Genomic DNA, 20,095 nt, shown 5'->3' with positions numbered 1-20,095 from the left:
ATACTCTGTTAAAAAATTAAAAAAATAATAAAGAATTAGGATAAAAAAATGCGTTATACCACTCGTAAATTACCTGCAAAAAAAAATATTGCGTTAGTTGCACACGATCACTTGAAAGAATCATTACTAACCTGGTGTCAAAAAAATAGTGAAAAGCTTGCACATCATAATTTATGGGGTACAGGAACAACTGGCAGATTAATAAAAAAAGAGATCGGATTAAATATTACGCCAATGCTTAGTGGTCCAATGGGTGGATATCAGCAAATTGGCGCTTTAATCGCAGAAGGTAAAATTGATATGCTTATCTTCTTTTGGGATCCACTTAACGCCGCACCGCATGATCCAGATGTTAAAGCGTTACTGCGGTTAGCAACAGTTTGGAATATTCCTGTTGCAACTAATCAAGCTACTGCTAATGCATTAATTCAATCAGCAATGTTTGAACATGAAGTCGATATCGAAATTCCTGATTACCAAGGTTATTTAATCGAAAGAGTCCAGTAAATGCCAATACCATCTCAAATTCGCAAAACTGGCAGACAAATACTCTTGTTAGATAATTTATTTATTGTTTTAGGTTTTTATGTCGTTTTTCCTCTGGTTTCAACGCATTTTGTAAGTCAAGTTGGATGGAGTGCCCTCTTTGTCGGTTTTGCTTTAGGTCTTCGACAATTTGTGCAACAAGGTTTTGGCATTATTGGTGGTGCGATAGCGGATCGTTTTGGCGCAAAACCAATGATTGTTACAGGAATGTTTTTGCGTTGTATCGGATTTATTTCGATGGCGATTGCTAATGAACCTTGGCTATTATTACTTTCTTGTTTGCTTTCCGCATTAGGAGGGTTACTCTTTGATCCTCCTCGAATGGGATTAACCATTAAATTTACTCGTCCACATGAGCGAGGCAAATTTATTTCGTTATTAATGATACAAGATAATGCCGGGGCAGTTATTGGTGCGCTTATTGGTGGAATTCTGATTGATTATGACTTTCATTTAGTTTGTTGGTGTGGGGCTTTCATTTTTTTCTTGTGCGGTATTTTCAACATGTTCTTTTTGCCAGCTTACCATATTGCCATAGGTAAAGCCTCGATTATTAATGGTATGAAAATGGTTGTAAAAGATAAGAAATTTACCAGTTATGTGCTTACTTTGACCGGCTATTATGTATTATGGGTACAAATAATGTTGATGTTACCGCTCACTATAACTCAGGTATCTGGTAGCCCTAGTTATGTAAAATGGATGTATGCAATTCAAGCTTGTATATCACTAGTATTGCTTTATCCACTAGCACGTTTAAGTGAAAAATATTTTAGATTAGATCAACGTCTTAAATTCGGTCTGTTCTTGATGTCATTTGCTTTCATCATTATTGGTTTCACTACACATTTATCTATGCTTTTATCACTAATTGCACTATTTTATTTAGGAGCAATTATTGCTGAACCTGCCCGAGAAACATTATCAACGGTCCTAACGAATCCTAAAGCTAAAGGCAGTTATATGGGATTTAGTCGGTTAGGACTTGCCCTAGGTGGATTTATGGGTTATACCGGTGCAGGATGGCTTTATGATATTGCCATACAGATTGGTTTTCCGCATCTGCCTTGGATTATTTTAACTTTTATTGGTTTAGTAACATTAGCCTATTTACAATATCTATTCAAAAATGAACCACCTATGGTTCGCATAAAGATGAAAAAGATTGGATAATTTCACCATTTTTAAACAAGATTGCTTCGCTTCTATCAAGTTTATGCCAAGTCTCATTTGATGTTAAAGGTAAGGTAGAAATAATGGTAACTACATCATTCGGTGTTGTATGTTTTTGAAAATCAATTTCTACATCTTCATCAAGTAATTTTGCTTTGCCAAATGGCGCTCTACGGGTTATCCAATGCAGATTAGTGGTACAGTAAGCAAGTACAAACTGCCCATCAGAAAGTAACATATTGAATATTCCTTGCTCACTTAGCTTATCAGCACAAAGTTTGATAAAGCGAAATAAAACGAGAACATCACAGGGTTGCTGAGGGAATTTTTGGTGTAATTGGTTAATTAAATAACAAAAAGCATATTCGCTATCTGTTTCACCTATTGGTTGAAAAAAACCTGTATTGAGATCTTGGTAATCAGTCAGTTGACCATTGTGGGCAAAAGTCCAATTTTTTCCCCACAACTGACGGGTAAATGGATGGGTATTTTCAAGTGCAACAGCGCCACGATTAGCTTGTCGAATATGTGCAACTACTGCTTTAGATTTGATAGGATACTCTTGAACCATTTTGGCGATAGCAGAGTAACTACAAGGTTCGGGATCTTTGAATGTTCGGCAACCTTTGCCTTCATAGAAAGTGATTCCCCAGCCATCTTTATGGGGACCTTTATCTCCACCTCTTTTAATTAAACTGGTGAAACTAAAGCAGATATCTGTTGGCACATTAGCACTCATACCCAACAATTCACACATTTTATTTGATCATCTCTTTTTCAATAAGCAAAATAAGAATATGAATAACTTTAATATGGATTTCTTGTACGCGATCAGCATAGCCAAAATGCGGAACACGGATATCCACATCAGCAAGACCATTCATTTTTCCGCCATCTTTACCAGTGAGTGTAATGATCTTCATGCCTTTTTGTTTAGCCGCTTCAATGGCTTTAATAACATTAGTTGAATTGCCTGAAGTTGAAATGCCAAGTAGTACATCACCTTTGTTACCCACACCTTCCACGTAGCGTGAAAAAATATAATCAAATCCGTAATCATTACCTACACATGAAATATGGCTCACATCAGATATTGCAATCGCTGGATATGAAGGACGATTATCACGAAAACGACCCGTTAACTCTTCAGCAAAATGCATAGCATCACAATGAGAACCGCCATTACCGCACGATAGAACCTTACCGCCTTGCTTAAATGAATCGGCAATTAATACCGCTGCTTGTTGAATAACTTCAAGATTTTTATCATCCGAAACAAAGTTTGTTAATACTTCAATAGCTTGGGTTAATTCATTTCGAATATTATTAATATACATCAGTCTTACCTCATAAGTAAAAAAAGCTTTTTACCATTTTAGTTTTTTCCTAACTGCTTGCAAGTGATAATAAAAATTAAATGCCAAATTGTGTAAAAAAGTTTCAGGTAAGATATATGTTTAAGTAAAAATTGAAGAGGAATTGAGCATAAATGAGTCGATAAATTAAAGGAATTTTTTTGTTAACAAGTAATAAAAAATTACTTTGTATTAATAGACAAAATATTTGTATTTCTTTTCCAATAAATTGTTAGATAAAGCTTGTTGGAGGCGTTATTTGTTAATAGGATAAGCCGTTAAATTGTGGTACAATTTTTCCGGAAAATTTTCACAAATAAAAATAGTGAAATTGCATTTAAAATCAATAGATAAGGAATTAATATGCAAACTGTAACAGGTCAAGTTGCTGCACCTAATGCTAAAGTTGCCATTATAGTGGCTCGATTTAATCAATTTATTAATGAAAGTTTGGTCAATGGTGCTGTTGATGCGTTAACTCGTATCGGTCAAGTTGACGAAAAAAACATTACGGTAATTTGGGTGCCAGGTGCTTACGAAATTCCCTTAACCGCTAAAGTTGCAGCTCAATCAAAAAAATACGATGCAATTGTGGCGTTAGGTACAGTTATTCGTGGTAGCACTGCACATTTTGACTTTGTTGCGGGCGAATCAAGTTCTGGATTATTGAGTGCAAGTTTGGATCATACTCTTCCCGTAGGATTTGGTATTTTAACAACCGAATCTATTGAACAAGCTATTGAACGTGCAGGTACAAAAGCTGGCAATAAAGGTGCCGAAGCAGCGTTAACTGCATTAGAAATGCTAAATATTATCAAAGCAATTAAGGAGTAATTTAGTGGCATTAGTTAATCCTCGTCGTCGAGCAAGAGAGTGTGCAGTACAGGCTATATACTCTTGGCAAGTTTCTAGAAACGATCTTGCGGATGTTGAGACCAGTTTTATTGCAGAACAAGATATGAAAGGTGTTGATACTAAGTATTTTCGTGAACTATTACATGGCGTGGCTAAAAACACCGTGGAATTAGACGAAAAAATGGCACCTTATCTCACTGAGCGTAAAGTCGAAGAGCTAGGTCAGATTGAACTCGCCATATTACGCATTGCACTTTATGAATTATTAAAGCGTCAGGATGTGCCTTATAAAGTAGTAATAAACGAAGCGATAGACTTGACGAAAACATTCGGTGCTGCTGATAGCCATAAATTTGTTAATGGTGTATTAGATAAAATAGCGCCAACCATCCGAACGCGATAACCGATTAATTGTGAGATTGATATGACCGACAATACTGAAAAAAGTAAACCAACTATTTTTTACGCTAAACATAGCGAGCCGAAAAAACACTCTCGGGCTAATAAAGAAAAATCAAATGGATGGAAAGAGAGGCGTAAAAATGATGCATTTCAGTCTAAACCGAAACGCGATCGTAATGACCGTATTGAAACATTTCAAGCGCGCAGTGATAGACCTAAGTTTGCAAAACAGAGTATTGTTATAGAATTAAATCGATCTCCATCGGAATTTGAACATGATTCGCCATGGCAGAAGAAAGTACGTGCGAATGACCAAACACCAACATTTGGTTATGATGGATATCGACAACGTAAAGAAGAAACCTTAGTTTACAGCGAAAATAGCTGTAAAGCCGTTTTCAAACATCGACGCAGCGCTATTGTGAAATTATTTATTATCCAAGAGATGACTTACCAGTTTAAAGAGTTAATTAACTGGTTAGTTCAGGAGCGTTTAGGTTATGATATTGTTTCGAATGAACAGCTCAATAAAATAACTCAAACACAGCATCATGGTGGTGTTTGTTTAATTGCTAAAAAACGTGCTCCATTAACTTTATTCAATTATTTAGATGAAAAAAGTGATGCAAATAAGGATTGTATTTTAGCTATTGATGATGTTAATAATCCGCATAATTTAGGTGGATTGATAAGAAGTGCGGCTTTTTATGATGTAAATGCTGTCATGTTACGTCAATCAAATCTGCTTGATAGCGGTGCTGCAATGCGAGTATCAGAAGGCGGCATTGAAGCAGTAGAATCAATTAAAAGTGACGATTTTCTTGCTTCGCTTGATATCTTAAAGCAACGTGGTTATCAAATTGTTGCTTTGCTACCTTGTCAAACTAAATCGATAGATTCTAGCGAGTTACATAAAGTTCAATTTGATAAGAAAGTTGTTTTGGTTATTTTTCAGCAAATTAATATGAAACTGGTCAACTGTGCTGATGTCGTTGTACATTTGAAAGGTAATGATAATATGCCGGCGCTGAATATCTCAGTGGCTACAGGGATCTTATTATCAAATTTATATAGATAATGAACTGTGAATTTATCAATCATTATCATATCGTTTCATTGAAAAAACTGAGAAATTTTTGGTGAAATATATTTTATAGCAATATTTGATTAGAAATCGCTCTATTTTTCTGTACATTGTTAACAAATAAAGCATATAAATGTGTTGGTATTTATTATGGGCTCAAAGTACAAAATTGGTATGATTTTTGGTAAGTTTTATCCCTTACATTATGGTCATATCTATTTAATTGAACAAGCTATGACGCAAGTTGATGAACTGCATGTTTTTCTGGGTTGTGAAGCGACACGAGATAAGAAACTTTTTGAGAAAAGCCATCTACCAAGACAACCTCAAGTGAGCGATCGCTTTTCATGGTTGAAAGAAACGTTTAAAGACCGTCATAATATTCATGTACATGTTTTAGATGAAGCGGGAATTGAGTCTTATCCCAATGGCTGGAAAGATTGGAGCGATCGCGTTAAACAGATTTTATTTAAGCATAACATTAAACCTAATGTTGTCTTCACTAGTGAACCACAAGATGTTAAAAATTATGAATTCTATTTCGGCTGTCCAGTAGTTATTGTTGATGCTGATCGTAATTTTATGAACATCAGTGCGACACAAATTCGTCAAAATCCTTATAAATATGGGTCATTTATTGCTGATGCAGCTAAACCATTTTTTGATAAAAAGTAGCAATTTATTGTTGGATAAATTCAATGAGTTATTATTGAAATTCACCTACATTTACACTACATAATATATCAGTAATGGTATATATAATGCGAGATTTTAACTCCAATAATTAACATTGTCTTAAAAAAACTGACCGTACTCGCATTGCAATTTTGCATAGGGGATGCCATTCAATAGCAATAGAAAATAGCAATAAATTGATTTTATCATATTAATTTTGATACGTTAGTCCAATAATACACACTTCTTTTTAAAAAAGAAGGGAAAGATCTAAAATGAAGTTATCATTTTGATTTAGTTCATCACATTTATTCATGCTTGTGTTAAAATAAGCTAAATCTTTATGATAGGTAAATTTATATGTCTCAATCATTTGACAATCAAAATAATAACAATCAAGAAAAAATTGATTTTGGTTATCGACAAGTCTTAAAAGAAGAAAAAGTCAAACGTGTCGCCGATGTATTTCATTCTGTTGCGGATAAATATGATGTAATGAATGATTTGATGTCATTTGGTATTCATCGTATTTGGAAAAAAATCACCATTGAATATAGCAGTGTTCGCAAAGGTCAAAAAGTGTTAGACCTTGCTGGAGGAACAGGAGATTTAACTGCAAAATTTTCTCAACTTGTTGGTGACAATGGCTTAGTTGTTTTAGCAGATATCAATGAATCCATGTTAAAAGTTGGACGTGATAAACTGCGTGATAAAGGACTATTTAAAAATATTGAATACGTTCAGGCAAATGCTGAAGAATTACCTTTCGCGGATAACTATTTTGATTGTATTACCATTTCCTTTGGTCTTCGTAATGTTACTGATAAAGACAAAGCATTACAATCTATGTGGCGAGTATTAAAGCCAGGTGGACGTTTACTCATTTTGGAATTTTCTAAACCACAATACAAAATTCTTAATAAAGCTTATGATCTTTATTCCTTTACTATGTTACCTTTAATGGGCAAAATTGTGGCAAATGATTCTGATAGTTATCGCTATTTAGCAGAATCAATCCGCATGCATCCAAATCAAAATACCTTAAAAAAAATGATGGAAAATGCAGGCTTTGTTGATGTTAAATACCACAACATGACAGGTGGAATTGTCGCATTACACACTGGCTTTAAATTTTGAAGCGATGACAGATAATGATATTTTTTCGACTATATAAAATAATAACAGTATTTCATGCTTATCGTTTAAATGAGCTTTTGCCAGCACATCGATTATCAAACTGGCTACGCTTTTTATCGCTTTGTCTATTTTGGGTCAAACCTAAGGCCAAGCAACAAGCAATTGGCGAACGTTTACGTCAAGCCTTACAGGAGTTAGGACCTGTTTGGATAAAATTTGGGCAGATGATCTCAACTCGACGTGATGTGTTACCTAAACAGATTGCTGATGCATTAGCAAAATTACAAGATCAGGTTGACCCCTTTGACGGTAAAATTGCTAAACAACTTATTGAACAAGCACTTGAACAACCAATTGATTATTATTTTGCAAATTTTGATGAAAAGCCATTAGCATCAGCATCAATAGCACAAGTACATACGGCTATTTTAAAACATAGCCAATCTGAAATCGTAATAAAAGTATTACGTCCTGATATTCTGCCAGTAATTCAAGCCGATATTAGTTTAATGTATTGGGTGGCAAAACAATTTACTAAGCGTATAAAGCATGGTGAGAAATTACGCGCCATTGAAATTGTGCGTGATTATGAGTCAACTTTATTAAAAGAGCTCGATTTGCTGCAAGAGGCTTACAATACTGCTAAATTACGAGCAAATTTTATCAATAGTAATATTTTATATATCCCTTATGTATATGAAAATTTATGCCGTAAAAATGTTCTTGTTGAAGAACGCATCAAAGGAATTCCTATTGCCAATATTGATCAGCTTAAGCACCACAATGTCGACATGAAATTACTTGCCCAGCGTGGCGTCCAAGCCTTTTTTACTCAAGTATTTCGGGATAATTTTTTTCATGCAGATATGCATCCAGGTAATATTTTTGTTGATATCTCTGATCCTAACGATCCTCGCTATATTGGTATTGACTGTGCAATTGTTGGTATATTAAGTGAAGATGATCAGCGTTATCTTGCTGAAAATTTCTTAGCCTTTTTTAATCGCGATTATCGAAAAATAGCGGAAACTTATATTGCTTCTGGCTGGGTACCTGAAACAACCGATATTATGGCTCTTGAAAGAGCTATGCGAAATGTTTGTGAGCCTGCTTTTGCTAAACCACTAGCTGAAATATCATTTTCACAAATTTTATTGCAACTATTTGAGGTTGCACGTCAATTTGAGATGGATATCCAACCACAATTAATACTTCTTGAAAAAACACTATTTTATATTGAAGGTTTGGGTCGCCAGCTTTATCCTGAACTTGATTTATGGCAAACCGCAAAACCTTTTTTGGAAAAATGGTATGAAGATAAATATAGTGCGCAAAAGCTATTGCAACAAGCTTGGGCTTCACTACCACAGTGGCGTGCTATCTTGCCTCAATTACCAGTAAAATTGAATGATTATGAGCGAATTACCAAACAGATGAATGCCCAACTAAAACAAATTAACCGAGAATTGCAACAAAGTAAAAGATGTCAGCAATATTTAATGGCAATACTTGCTTTAATCGGTGTTATTGGAATGGTACTGTTCATACTTCATTAATCGGTACTGTTTGGAATCTTATCATTTAAGTGTATAATTTAAATATCAACTTTAATGGAGAAAAATATTATGATGCCAAGTCTACCCCAGCTACTCATATTAATTGCAGTTGTTGTGTTATTATTTGGAACCAAAAAGTTACGCTCATTGGGCTCTGACCTTGGCGCATCAATCAAAGGCTTTAAAAAAGCCATGAATGATGATGATAAGCCAGAAAGCAGTAATTCAGCGAAAGTCGAAAATCTTGATTCGACCGATGACAATAATTCTAAAAAAGAGTAACGCGTGTTTGACATTAGCTTTGGTCAACTATTATTATTATTAATTATTGGACTGGTGGTATTAGGGCCGGAGCGGTTGCCTGTTGCAATTAAAACTGTTGCTGGTTGGATAAAAGTATTGCGCCGCATGTCAGCAACAGTGCAACTGGAATTAAACAAAGAACTAAAATTGCAAGAGCTGCAAGACAGTTTAAAAAAGGCTGAACAAAGCGGTTTAAAATCTCTGACTCCAGAAATTCAGGAATCCATTGATGACTTAAAACGCGTAACAGAATCGTTACAAAAAGAGATCGATTTGGCCACTCAATTGGATCCTCAAATTCACTCAGATAAAGATAAATCATGACTGACGACGCTACACAACCTTTAATTGGACATCTTGTCGAACTCAGAGCACGGCTGCTACGTTGTGTTATTTGTATTCTAGTCGTATTTGCTGGTTTGCTCTATTTTTCTAATGAAATTTATCATATTGTGGCTAATCCACTTATCAGCCAGCTACCACAAGGTAGCAGTATGATCGCAACGGATATTGCTGCACCATTTTTTACCCCCATTAAATTAACTGCTGTAGTAGCGATATTTATCTCAATTCCTTATGTACTTTACCAAGTATGGGGATTTGTTGCCCCCGCTTTGTATCAGCATGAAAAACGTCTGGTCATGCCATTAATTGTATCTAGCACCATTCTTTTTTATCTTGGTATTGCATTTGCTTATTTTGTAGTATTTCCGCTGGCATTTTATTTTTTTATTCATACGGCACCTGTTGATGTAGCAATTAATACTGATATCACGAAATATCTTGATTTTGTGATGACACTTTTTATTGTATTTGGCTTCGCTTTTGAAGTCCCGGTTGCCATTATATTACTCTGTTGGACAGGTATAACTACGCCTCAAAGCTTACGTAAAAAACGCCCATATATTATTGTCGGGGTGTTTGCAGTTGCTATGTTTGTCACACCTCCAGATGTCTTTTCTCAAATTTTATTAGCTGTACCTATCTGTCTGCTTTTCGAAATTGGTACTTTCTTTGCTCGTTTTTACCAACCACGTCAACACCAAGACAGTGAAGAAGATAATTTTGCATCGAATGATGATGAAAAGTAATTACAGATAGCTATGATTCAAATAACCAGTAAGGATAACTAATCATAATGAAAACGTCATTACCTGATTTTAACCGTGCTAATGTACTAGTTGTGGGTGATATCATGCTCGATCGCTATTGGTATGGAAGCACTAATCGCATATCGCCTGAAGCGCCTGTACCGGTGGTCAAAATTGATGCATTAGAAGAAAGACCTGGTGGAGCTGCCAATGTTGCAATGAATATCACCTCACTGTGTGGTAATGCCCGTCTAATTGGTTTAACGGGAATTGACGAACCGGCCAAAATTCTTAATGAACAATTAATGAAACATAAAGTGCAATGTGATTTTGTATCAGTTTCGACACATCCGACTATTACCAAATTACGCGTTTTATCTCGCAATCAGCAATTGATTCGTATTGATTTTGAAGAAGGGTTTGGCAATGTTGATTCCAAGTCTATGCTTGAACGCATTCAAACCGCATTAGAAACACATAAAGTTATGGTCTTGTCGGATTATGCCAAAGGCGCGTTATCAGCGGTGCAAACTATGATAAAATTGGCTAATCAAATTAATGTTCCGGTATTGGTCGACCCTAAAGGTACGGATTTTGAACGTTACCGTGGTGCTACATTATTGACTCCAAATATGTCGGAATTTGAAGCCGTAGTCGGTCAATGTCAAACAGAAGAAGATATTGTAGAAAAAGGTTATCAACTGATTGAACAATATGATCTAAAAGCACTATTAGTTACTCGTAGTGAAAAAGGGATGACTTTGTTGCAATTAAACAAACCGATTTATCATCTACCAACCCAAGCTAAGGAAGTTTTTGATGTAACTGGCGCAGGTGATACGGTTATTGCTACATTAGCTACTGCTTTAGCGGCAGGTCAATCATTAGAAGAAAGCTGTTTCCTAGCCAATGCTGCAGCAGGTGTAGTGGTTGGTAAACTGGGCACATCAACAGTTTCACAAGTTGAACTTAGCAACGCCATCCGTGCTCGATCAGATGATGGTTTTGGTGTAATGACTGAAGATGAGCTTAAAGAAGAAGTTAGAAAAGCGCGTATGCGTGGCGAAAAAATCGTGATGACCAATGGTTGTTTTGACATTCTGCATGCAGGACATGTATCTTACCTTGCTAATGCGAGAAAACTCGGCGATCGTCTCATCGTTGCTGTTAACAGTGATGCATCGGTAAAACAATTAAAAGGTGAATCAAGACCCATTAATCCACTTATGCAGCGTATGATTGTACTAGGTGCACTGGATTCTGTTGATTGGGTGGTGCCATTTGAAGAGGAAACTCCACAACGTCTAATTGCCAAAATCTTGCCAGATGTATTAGTCAAAGGTGGCGATTATAAACCTGAAGATATTGCTGGAGGCAAAGAAGTCACTGCTGCTGGTGGTACAGTAAAAGTCCTCAATTTTGAAGATGGTTGCTCAACCACCCACATTATTAATGCAATAAAAAACCGCTAATTTTCTATGATACAATCGGTTACTGAGATAAGTAGCCGATTGTTTGTCAAAATTACACTAATCAATGTTTTATACTCTTCTCTGTTTAATATTAATGATAAGCAGTTAATAGAATTAAATATCTTCTTAGTACCTAAACTACTAATAAATTGGTTTTTTATTCAATATAGGTAAGATCAATCGTTAATATCTATTATTAAATTTTATAATTAACACTTTTTTTATTATTCACTTTGTGCAAAGCTATTAGATAAATTAGAGAAAGTTTATAGAGGTTATTTAATGACTAAACATTATGATTATATAGCAATTGGTGGTGGAAGTGGTGGTATAGCATCAGTAAACCGAGCGGCATCATACGGTAAAAAATGTGCAATTATAGAGGCAAAATTATTAGGTGGAACATGTGTTAACGTAGGTTGTGTACCTAAAAAAGTGATGTGGTATGGGGCACAAATTGCCGAAGCGATTAATCACTACGGTCCAGATTATGGCTTTGATGCAACTATTAACCAATTTAGCTGGGATAAATTACTTGATAGCCGAAATGCCTATATTGATCGTATTCATCAATCTTATGATCGTGTTTTAACTAATAACAATATTGATATCATTTATGGTTATGCTAAATTTATCGATGCCCATACAATAGAAGTAAATGGTGAACTCTATAGTGCCGATCATATCTTAATTGCAGTAGGGGGTAAACCGACTGTACCCAATATCCCTGGCGCACAATATGGCATTACCTCGGATGGTTTTTTTGCATTAAAATCCTTGCCTAAACGAGTTGCTGTTGTTGGTGCAGGATATATTGCTTGTGAAATCGCTGGAGTTGTGCATGCATTAGGATCCGAAACGCATCAATTTATTCGTCAAGCAACACCATTAAGATCTTTTGATCCGTTGATTATTAAAACGCTAATGGAAGTGATAACTGCTGAAGGACAGCATCTACATACTTTTGCCATTCCACAATCAGTCACTAAAAATAGCGATGGTAGTTTAACTTTAACCCTAGAAAATGGTGAAAGTTATACTGTTGATTGTTTAATTTGGGCAATAGGTCGTGAACCCGCTACACAGGATATGAATTTATTTGCTGCAGGTATTGAAGTTAATGATAAAGGATTTATTACAGTAGATAAATTCCAAAATACGAACGTACCTGGCATTTATTCTGTTGGTGATGATACAGGTGCAATGGCGCTAACTCCCGTCGCTGTTGCCGCTGGGCGTCGTTTATCGGAAAGATTGTTCAATAACAAACCTGATGAACATCTAGACTACACTAACATTCCAACCGTGGTATTTACACATCCTGCTATTGGCACTGTAGGCTTAACCGAACCGCAAGCGATTTTAGAATACGGTGATGAAAACGTCAAAGTTTACACCTCAAGCTTTACTGCTATGTATACAGCTGTGACAAGTCATCGCCAACCTTGCCGAATGAAATTGGTTTGTGTTGGACCGGATGAAAAAATTGTTGGAATACATGGTATAGGTTATGGTATGGACGAAATGTTGCAAGGGTTTGCTGTAGCACTTAAAATGGGTGCTACTAAAAAAGACTTTGATAACACCGTCGCTATCCACCCGACAGCTGCAGAAGAGTTCGTTACTATGCGTTAACGGTAACGATTGAAGTAATAAAAAAAGCAGGGTAATTATCCTGCTTTATTTGCTTTTATTGCTTTTTCGCGATTATGGCATTTATGGGTTAACAATCGGCTGAATCACTATGCCATCCATGTTGAGCAAGCGGATGAAAACCTATACCTATTGCTATTAATGCTACAAACGAGATGTAAATACCTGCACCAAGGTAACTATATGCGCCTAACATATGATCAGGGCTTAATAAATAGATTGTTAAAGTCGGTGTAATTGCACTAAACAATGCATAAGCTAAATTATAAGATAACGATAATCCAGAATAACGAATAGCTGGTGGGAACGTTCTAGTACTTATAATTGGTGTCATTGCGATTGCTCCAATAAATAAGCCAAATGTTGCCCAAATAGAATAAAGTTTAGTTAATGATATATCTGCGCTTAGTGAACTGTAAAAATAGATACTAATTACTGCTAAACCTCCCCAAGTTAGGATAACGGTTTTTGCTGTACCTAATTTATCATCCAACCAACCAACAATAATGCATCCAATAGATAATGTTAATGCTGCGATGCATCCACCAATGCGCCAATCAAGGTTAGTAAAATGATACATACCGCCAACAATTCGCCCTGGGGTAATTAAAATACCAACCATAATTGCAGTTGATAATGACCAAGTTAATAAAGCAACAATCAAACAAGCTTTTTTATGTTTTTTTAACACAGTTACAACTGGAATACTTTTTTCTAAAGCTTTGCGGGCTGCTAATTCTTTAAAAATTGGCGTTTCAGATAAAAATTTGCGCAAATAGACGGAAATGACTCCAAAAATACCACCAATAATAAATGGAATACGCCATGCAAAATCCAAAATACTTTGGTTAGTAAAATAGAGATCAATAATAATTGTGACGAAAAATCCAAGTAATATACCACCCGTAATACCAGAGGTTAAAGTGCCAACGCCTAAACCATAACGTTGTTTTGGCGTATGTTCTGCAATAAATACCCAAGCACCTGGCATTTCCCCTCCGATTGCGGCACCTTGTAGCATACGCATTACTAACAATAGTAATGGTGCAAAAATGCCAATTGTTTCGTATGTTGGTAACACACCAATAATAAAGGTTGGTAGCGCCATCATTGCTACACTTAGGGTAAACATCTGTTTTCTACCTACTTTGTCACCAAAGTGTGCCATAATAATACCACCGATTGGACGAACCAAATAACCAGCAGCAAAAATACCCCAGGCAAACAAATCTAATGTTAATGGGGATAAGGTATGAGGTAAAAACAGTGGTTTGACAATGGTATCAATATATAGTGCGTAGATAACAAAGTCATAAAATTCAAGGGTTCCACCTAAAGATGACAAGATTAATGTTTTAAAATCCTTACTATTTAATGGTCGAGCATTGGGTTGCCATTGGGCATTGATTTCAGATTGACTCATGAAAAAACCTTCTATTTATTTGAGATAGATAGAAAAAAACTATCTTTTTTGATCTTTTTAAATGTAGAAATTATTCTGCCACAAAAATTTGGCTTTTTTTCCGTCATAAAAAAATTTAATGTATGCAATAAAACCGAGGGTTTGATTTATAATTTAATCGAATAAATATTTTTAAAATATTAAATAATTTGGATGAAAATAAGAATGAATCATATTAAAAAAGTGCGCTGTGATTGGTTGTTAAACGATCAAATTTATATTAATTATCATGATAATGAATGGGGCGTTGCTCAATATGATAGCTTAAAATTATTTGAAAAAATCTGTCTTGAAGGGCAACAAGCAGGATTATCATGGATTACTATTTTAAAAAAACGTGATGAATATCGTCGTTGTTTTTTTAATTTTGACCCTTGTAAAATCATCCAACTCAGGCCTGAAGATATTGAACATCTGCTTGAGAATAAAGGATTGATTCGCAACCGTTTAAAGCTTAATAGTATTGTTAACAATGCTCATGCTTATTTAAATATGATGGAAAATGGTGAGAATTTTTCACAATTTATTTGGTCTTTTGTTGATAATAAACCAATAATCAACCACTTTAAAGATAAAAGCGAAGTACCAATTAATACCGATATGTCTGATCGAATGTCAAAAGAGCTAAAAAAACGTGGATTTTCTTTTGTAGGTTCAACTATATGCTATGCTTTTATGCAATCAATGGGACTTGTCGATGATCATGTTGAAAATTGTTTTAAAAAAATGAAACTAGGAGAGTAGGGTTATGATAATGAAATTACTAAAGTTTGGTTTTTTATTCATATTAATCTATTTTATCGTCTGTAACATTGTTATCTATATTTATGCTCAGCAAAAACCAAGTCAACATGCTCAAACAATGGTTATATTGGGGGCCCAAGTCACGGGTACACCCGCTATAGCCCCACCTACTTTAGCGGACAGATTAGATGCTGCTGTCCAATACCTCAATAAAAATCCTCAAACTAAAGTGATAGTATGTGGCGGACAAGGTGAAGATGAGTCCACAGCTGAAGCCAGTGTAATGGCAAAATATCTTATCGACAAAGGAATTGATGCAAACCGAGTTTATCAAGAAGATAAGTCAAGGCGCACTGCTGAGCAATTTATTTTTGCAAATCGGATATTACCTTTGGGGAAAACGGTAGTGGTCACCAATGATTTTCATATTTTGCGTTCAATAATGCTTGCCAAACGTTCAGGTGTTAATGATGTATCAGGTTTATCAGCACCATTAGCATTTAATGATGCTGATAAATATGTGGCATTAATTCGTGAGCCGCTTGCATTAGCAAACTCTTGGCTCTTTGATCATCCTGATGACAATACAAAACTTACAAATTAACCACAAAATGATATATAAAATACGCTAAAATTAGCGAATAACAGCTCAGCAAAAGCGATAGTCACAGCTGTTTTTGCCGGGCGTCCATGATATTATTAACTATTCAATTTAATTTAGCTATAAACAAAATTATGAAATCAGATACAATTGTTGCACAAGCAACGCCACCAGGGCGTGGGGGGGTGGGCATATTGCGTATATCAGGCCCGAAAGCGCAAGAGATTGCACACGCAGTATTAGGTAAATTACCTAAACCAAGGTATGCCGAATATCTTCCCTTTTTAGCGAATGATGGCTCAACACTTGACGAAGGTATAGCGTTATTCTTTCCTAATCCGCACTCATTCACTGGTGAAGATGTGCTTGAATTGCAAGGACACGGTGGTCCTGTTATTTTAGATTTACTTTTAAAACGCGTACTTGAAATAGCTAACGTTCGCATTGCCAAACCGGGTGAATTTTCGGAAAGGGCATTTTTAAATGATAAACTTGATTTAGCCCAAGCCGAAGCTATTGCTGACTTAATTGATGCCAGTTCAGAACAAGCAGCAAAATCAGCGATATCATCTTTGCAAGGCGTATTTTCTAAAAAAGTGAATGCGTTGGTTGAAGCATTGATCCATTTACGCATTTTTACCGAAGCGGCTATCGATTTTCCGGAAGAAGAGATTGACTTCTTATCCGATGGTAAAATTGAGGCGCAACTTAACGATGTTATTACTCGCCTTAATGAAGTTCGACAGGAAGCCAAACAAGGCACATTATTACGTGAAGGCATGAAAGTGGTCATTGCTGGTCGACCCAATGCGGGAAAATCCAGTTTGCTTAATGCTCTAGCTGGGCGTGATGCTGCTATTGTTACTAATATTGCAGGGACTACCCGTGATGTACTGCGAGAACATATCCACATTGATGGTATGCCTTTGCATATCATTGATACAGCTGGACTGCGTCAGGCCAGTGATGAAGTAGAGCGTATAGGTATTGAGCGTGCATGGCAAGAAATAGAACAAGCCGATCGTGTTTTATTTATGGTTGATAGCACAACTACTAGTGAAACCAATCCAGAAAAATTATGGCCAGAATTTATTGAACGATTACCTAAAAATATTCCTATAACCGTAATTCGCAATAAAGCTGATTTAACCGGCGAAATACTTGATTATAGCGAACAAGAGGGGTATGCGCTCATACAATTATCAGCTCGAACGGGTGAAGGTATAACACTATTGCGTGATCATCTAAAACAAGCTATGGGCTTTTCAAGCAGCACAGAAGGTGGTTTTTTAGCTCGGCGTCGCCACTTGCAAGCACTTGAAAAAGCTTCAGAGCATTTAAATAATGGTAAATACCAACTCGCGACATTTCATGCTGGTGAACTATTAGCTGAAGAGCTCAGACTAGCTCAAGAAGCCTTAAGTGAAATTACAGGTCAATTTACTTCTGATGATTTATTAGGAAGAATATTCAGTTCATTTTGTATTGGCAAATAAGTTGAGCGTTATAAATTAATCTCCTTTTTGGAGATTCTTCAATATTCAACCTATATTGCTTTTTGAGCTTTATAGGTTGAATTCATCTATCTTCTATAAAATAGGTATAGAGTTTAAAATTTCGACCCTATAGTAAATAGTAAAATTATGAAAAATTAAGCTGACTTATTTATTTTTTCCAGCATTATTTGAAATTAAAACTAAAACTAAAATTGAGATAAAACATAAGAGACAAAATACCACATTGAACCATAGTTCTAGTGCAACACCTATAGTTACACATTGATCTCAGGCAATACTTACTGAATAGATTCATGCCGAAATTGCCACCCCAAATGAACCGCCTAATGAGATTGCCATTTTAGGTATTCCTGATGCAATACCAACTTTATCTTTATAGGCGCTAGATATTGCTGTGTCAATCGATGGTGTGGCATAAAATCCTAAGCCAAGAAAAATTAAAAAATTGCATACAAATCAATCACAACAACTCATTCGTTTAATATATATACAATACCTCCAATTTTTGTTGATCCTATGATTTATTTAATTTTATATTGGAAGATGTGTATGACTTGAAAATATAATTGCAAAATAATCTGCCGGTTATTCAACCGTCTAATATGGGTATCATTATTTATACTAATTGTGCGGCAATGTCAGTTTTATTGGTTCTTGTATTTAATTTAATAACGTTAAATTGAAATTAACATGTTCAATTTATTTTTTTGTCGGTTTGGATTTGGTTAGTTTTGGCGTAATATAATCAATATGTTTAACTTAGCTGATGGCTAAAACTAACTAAATCGTTTTGTACAACGCATCAAAAGTATAGAGAAAATCTGACATTTTCTATGATGTGAGTAGGATAGAATGTAGTTAAACTATTTAATAACTATAAGGGGTTCATTATGAAATTAATTGTGGATAATATGAGTTGTCAACATTGTGTAAATACCATTACTAAAGCAATCAACGATATCGATCCTAAAGCGAGAGTGACTGTAAATCTTACTAAGCATGAAGTTGATATAGAAGGAGGAACGATCTCACAAGAAGCAGCCATTTTAGCAGTTAATGAAGCGGGATTTGAATTTGTGGGTATCTCGTATTAGAAATTAATAATATAAACTTATAATATTAATAAATTCAGGCGATTAAACTAAAAAATCGCCTTTTTTATCACACAAAATCGATTTAAACATCCATCTTCTCCAAAAGTTTAGTTTATTTTTTTAAAAATCAATATTTTCCCCAATATATAACATATTAATTCTTCTTGATTTTTCTCATGGTGTTGGCATAATCATCTGAAATAATAGCAAATTTGGTATATGTGATAATGTGCTAATTTTAAAGGATCTATAATATGGATGATAAAATATTACGTATTACTGTTGCTTCAATGGCTTGGTTGGCAGCAGTTTTTTTTGTGAATGCTTATCAGATTGAATGTCCAAAAGAACTGAAAGTCAAAAAATATGTTGAAAATCTGACAAATGGATGGGAGGTTGTTGAGAGTGAAGATGGTGCTATATATGAACCTTTAAGCATAGCAGTTTATTACAATAAACCAGTTAAAAAGATTCAACAAAAGCCAGAAGAAACTTTAATTGGTCGTAAGAATTGGGGTAAACAATTTGAGCTTACCTGGCAGGTCAGTCGACCTATAGATGATATTCCTTTTTATGTCGACTGTATTTATGTTGGAAGTAAAATCGAAATGATAAAAAAAATAGATCGTTCAGTGAATATATGCAAAAGTTTTTATTCTGAGGATAAATACGGAAAAGTAGTAAATAATGTTGTTTCGCTTAGCTGCACTACAAATAAAACGAGCGATACAAAAAATTAGGTAAGAATTTTATTATCAAAACAAGATAATGAATAATCTAATTTTTAAAAATTTAATGATATCTATTTACTATTTTAATCAAATTATCATGACAATTTACAATATTAACCTGTTTTTCTAATTATTAATTGTAAAGACAGTTTAGAGAGGACATAGGATATGACATGGAAAAGATTATGCAATACTATGATAATTATCGCTTGGTTAGCGAGCGTTTTTACTGTGAACGCGTACCAGATAGATTGTCCAAAAGAGATCACCTTTAAAGAAAAAGTTGAAGATAAGCCCGATGGATGGGATGTATCTGAAGATAAAACTGTTACTTCATTTTTTTTAAATTTAGAACTTTATTATGATAATCCTGTGAAAAAAGCTGCGCAAGTGCCCGTATCTGGCACAAGTGATGGCTTTAAACAGCAATTAGTGTGGAGAGTCAATAATGCTGAAGATACTGCCCCTTATTATGCTGTTTGTGTATATGCAGAGAGTGGAATTGCAATAACCAAAAAAATTGACCCTTCAATGAAGAGTTGCTGGGTTATTTATTCAGAAGATGAAAATGTAAAACAAGGTACGCTCCACTGTAGTGTGAGTGAATCAAAGAATCGCCATTAATTCCTTGTAATGTGGAGATT

General features: G+C 35.1%; 21 protein-coding genes and 2 pseudogenes. 19 read left to right on the top strand and 4 right to left on the bottom strand.

All coding sequences use genetic code 11. The features are described 5' to 3' along the window. Positions 1 to 48 precede the first annotated feature (48 nt). Positions 49 to 507 (top strand): methylglyoxal synthase, encoded by a 459-nt coding sequence (locus J3U13_RS01065; protein WP_267339540.1) that lies wholly within the window; start codon positions 49 to 51, stop codon positions 505 to 507. Beyond that, the gene (gene mdtH / locus J3U13_RS01060) at positions 508 to 1,719 is read left to right on the top strand and encodes a multidrug efflux MFS transporter MdtH (RefSeq protein WP_267339539.1); all 1,212 of its coding nucleotides are present in this window, start codon (positions 508 to 510) and stop codon (positions 1,717 to 1,719) included. It abuts the gene before it with no gap. On the opposite strand, the gene J3U13_RS01055 is transcribed toward mdtH, so the two are convergent. Then, positions 1,685 to 2,476: a class II glutamine amidotransferase gene (locus J3U13_RS01055; RefSeq protein WP_267339538.1), complete on the bottom strand. Its 792-nt coding sequence runs from the start codon at positions 2,474 to 2,476 to the stop codon at positions 1,685 to 1,687. The genes mdtH and J3U13_RS01055 overlap by 35 nt on opposite strands. A 1-nt stretch (position 2,477) precedes the next feature. Next, positions 2,478 to 3,056: a D-sedoheptulose 7-phosphate isomerase gene (gene lpcA, locus J3U13_RS01050; protein ID WP_267339537.1), complete on the bottom strand. Its 579-nt coding sequence runs from the start codon at positions 3,054 to 3,056 to the stop codon at positions 2,478 to 2,480. Between the two features lie 381 nt (positions 3,057 to 3,437). Between lpcA and ribE the strand changes: the two genes are divergently transcribed. The 11 genes and pseudogenes from ribE (at position 3,438) to gorA (ending at position 13,284) form a co-directional block, all read left to right on the top strand. Next, positions 3,438 to 3,908: a 6,7-dimethyl-8-ribityllumazine synthase gene (ribE, locus tag J3U13_RS01045; RefSeq protein WP_267339536.1), complete on the top strand. Its 471-nt coding sequence runs from the start codon at positions 3,438 to 3,440 to the stop codon at positions 3,906 to 3,908. Positions 3,909 to 3,912: 4 nt separating this feature from the next. After that, on the top strand, positions 3,913 to 4,332 hold the full coding sequence (gene nusB, locus J3U13_RS01040) for a transcription antitermination factor NusB (RefSeq protein WP_267339535.1): 420 nt from the start codon (positions 3,913 to 3,915) through the stop codon (positions 4,330 to 4,332). Between the two features lie 21 nt (positions 4,333 to 4,353). Next, the gene (locus tag J3U13_RS01035) at positions 4,354 to 5,409 is read left to right on the top strand and encodes a TrmH family RNA methyltransferase (RefSeq protein ID WP_267339534.1); all 1,056 of its coding nucleotides are present in this window, start codon (positions 4,354 to 4,356) and stop codon (positions 5,407 to 5,409) included. A gap of 156 nt (positions 5,410 to 5,565) precedes the next feature. Further along, positions 5,566 to 6,090, top strand: a complete 525-nt coding sequence (gene nadR, locus J3U13_RS01030; RefSeq protein ID WP_267339533.1) for a multifunctional transcriptional regulator/nicotinamide-nucleotide adenylyltransferase/ribosylnicotinamide kinase NadR — start codon at positions 5,566 to 5,568, stop codon at positions 6,088 to 6,090. Positions 6,091 to 6,450: 360 nt separating this feature from the next. Further along, positions 6,451 to 7,227, top strand: a complete 777-nt coding sequence (gene ubiE / locus J3U13_RS01025; protein WP_267339532.1) for a bifunctional demethylmenaquinone methyltransferase/2-methoxy-6-polyprenyl-1,4-benzoquinol methylase UbiE — start codon at positions 6,451 to 6,453, stop codon at positions 7,225 to 7,227. A gap of 14 nt (positions 7,228 to 7,241) precedes the next feature. Further along, the gene (gene ubiB / locus J3U13_RS01020; RefSeq protein ID WP_267339531.1) at positions 7,242 to 8,783 is read left to right on the top strand and encodes a ubiquinone biosynthesis regulatory protein kinase UbiB; all 1,542 of its coding nucleotides are present in this window, start codon (positions 7,242 to 7,244) and stop codon (positions 8,781 to 8,783) included. A 69-nt stretch (positions 8,784 to 8,852) separates the two neighbouring features. Then, positions 8,853 to 9,065, top strand: coding sequence for a twin-arginine translocase TatA/TatE family subunit (tatA, locus tag J3U13_RS01015; RefSeq protein WP_416380320.1), 213 nt, complete (start codon positions 8,853 to 8,855; stop codon positions 9,063 to 9,065). Positions 9,066 to 9,068: 3 nt separating this feature from the next. After that, positions 9,069 to 9,392, top strand: a pseudogene (gene tatB, locus J3U13_RS01010) (Sec-independent protein translocase protein TatB); the annotation flags it as partial. A 14-nt stretch (positions 9,393 to 9,406) separates the two neighbouring features. Continuing rightward, positions 9,407 to 10,177 carry a twin-arginine translocase subunit TatC gene (gene tatC, locus J3U13_RS01005; RefSeq protein ID WP_267339529.1) on the top strand — a complete coding sequence of 257 codons (771 nt, stop codon included), beginning with the start codon at positions 9,407 to 9,409 and terminating at the stop codon, positions 10,175 to 10,177. A 47-nt stretch (positions 10,178 to 10,224) separates the two neighbouring features. Beyond that, complete coding sequence (hldE, locus tag J3U13_RS01000; RefSeq protein WP_267339528.1) at positions 10,225 to 11,649, top strand: bifunctional D-glycero-beta-D-manno-heptose-7-phosphate kinase/D-glycero-beta-D-manno-heptose 1-phosphate adenylyltransferase HldE; 1,425 nt, start codon at positions 10,225 to 10,227, stop codon at positions 11,647 to 11,649. Positions 11,650 to 11,931: 282 nt separating this feature from the next. Further along, positions 11,932 to 13,284: a glutathione-disulfide reductase gene (gene gorA / locus J3U13_RS00995; RefSeq protein WP_267339527.1), complete on the top strand. Its 1,353-nt coding sequence runs from the start codon at positions 11,932 to 11,934 to the stop codon at positions 13,282 to 13,284. Positions 13,285 to 13,372: 88 nt separating this feature from the next. Here the strand turns inward: gorA and J3U13_RS00990 are convergent, their stop codons facing one another. Next, a complete protein-coding gene (locus J3U13_RS00990) occupies positions 13,373 to 14,725 on the bottom strand; it encodes an MFS transporter (protein ID WP_267339526.1) in 1,353 nt (450 codons plus the stop codon). Between the two features lie 204 nt (positions 14,726 to 14,929). On the opposite strand from J3U13_RS00990, the gene J3U13_RS00985 reads away from it, so the two are divergent. The 3 genes from J3U13_RS00985 (at position 14,930) to mnmE (ending at position 17,605) form a co-directional block, all read left to right on the top strand. After that, on the top strand, positions 14,930 to 15,508 hold the full coding sequence (locus J3U13_RS00985) for a DNA-3-methyladenine glycosylase I (protein WP_267339525.1): 579 nt from the start codon (positions 14,930 to 14,932) through the stop codon (positions 15,506 to 15,508). Positions 15,509 to 15,518: 10 nt separating this feature from the next. Next, a complete protein-coding gene (locus J3U13_RS00980) occupies positions 15,519 to 16,112 on the top strand; it encodes a YdcF family protein (RefSeq protein WP_267339524.1) in 594 nt (197 codons plus the stop codon). 128 nt (positions 16,113 to 16,240) lie between these two features. Next, positions 16,241 to 17,605 carry a tRNA uridine-5-carboxymethylaminomethyl(34) synthesis GTPase MnmE gene (gene mnmE / locus J3U13_RS00975; protein ID WP_416380327.1) on the top strand — a complete coding sequence of 455 codons (1,365 nt, stop codon included), beginning with the start codon at positions 16,241 to 16,243 and terminating at the stop codon, positions 17,603 to 17,605. A gap of 315 nt (positions 17,606 to 17,920) precedes the next feature. Here the strand turns inward: mnmE and J3U13_RS11415 are convergent. Beyond that, positions 17,921 to 18,061, bottom strand: a pseudogene (locus tag J3U13_RS11415) (hypothetical protein); the annotation flags it as partial. Between the two features lie 455 nt (positions 18,062 to 18,516). On the opposite strand from J3U13_RS11415, the gene J3U13_RS00970 reads away from it, so the two are divergent. From J3U13_RS00970 to J3U13_RS00960, 3 genes are all read left to right on the top strand, one after another. Further along, entirely contained in the window at positions 18,517 to 18,720 is a 204-nt protein-coding gene (locus J3U13_RS00970; RefSeq protein WP_267339522.1) for a heavy-metal-associated domain-containing protein, read from the top strand. 254 nt (positions 18,721 to 18,974) lie between these two features. Next, positions 18,975 to 19,460 (top strand): STY0301 family protein, encoded by a 486-nt coding sequence (locus J3U13_RS00965; protein ID WP_267339521.1) that lies wholly within the window; start codon positions 18,975 to 18,977, stop codon positions 19,458 to 19,460. A 159-nt stretch (positions 19,461 to 19,619) separates the two neighbouring features. Further along, on the top strand, positions 19,620 to 20,075 hold the full coding sequence (locus tag J3U13_RS00960) for an STY0301 family protein (protein ID WP_267339520.1): 456 nt from the start codon (positions 19,620 to 19,622) through the stop codon (positions 20,073 to 20,075). Positions 20,076 to 20,095: the final 20 nt, after the last annotated feature.

The organism is Gilliamella sp. B2887, assembly GCF_026537015.1.
GTDB lineage: Bacteria > Pseudomonadota > Gammaproteobacteria > Enterobacterales > Orbaceae > Gilliamella.
This window is presented reverse-complemented; position numbering and strand designations above follow the sequence as displayed.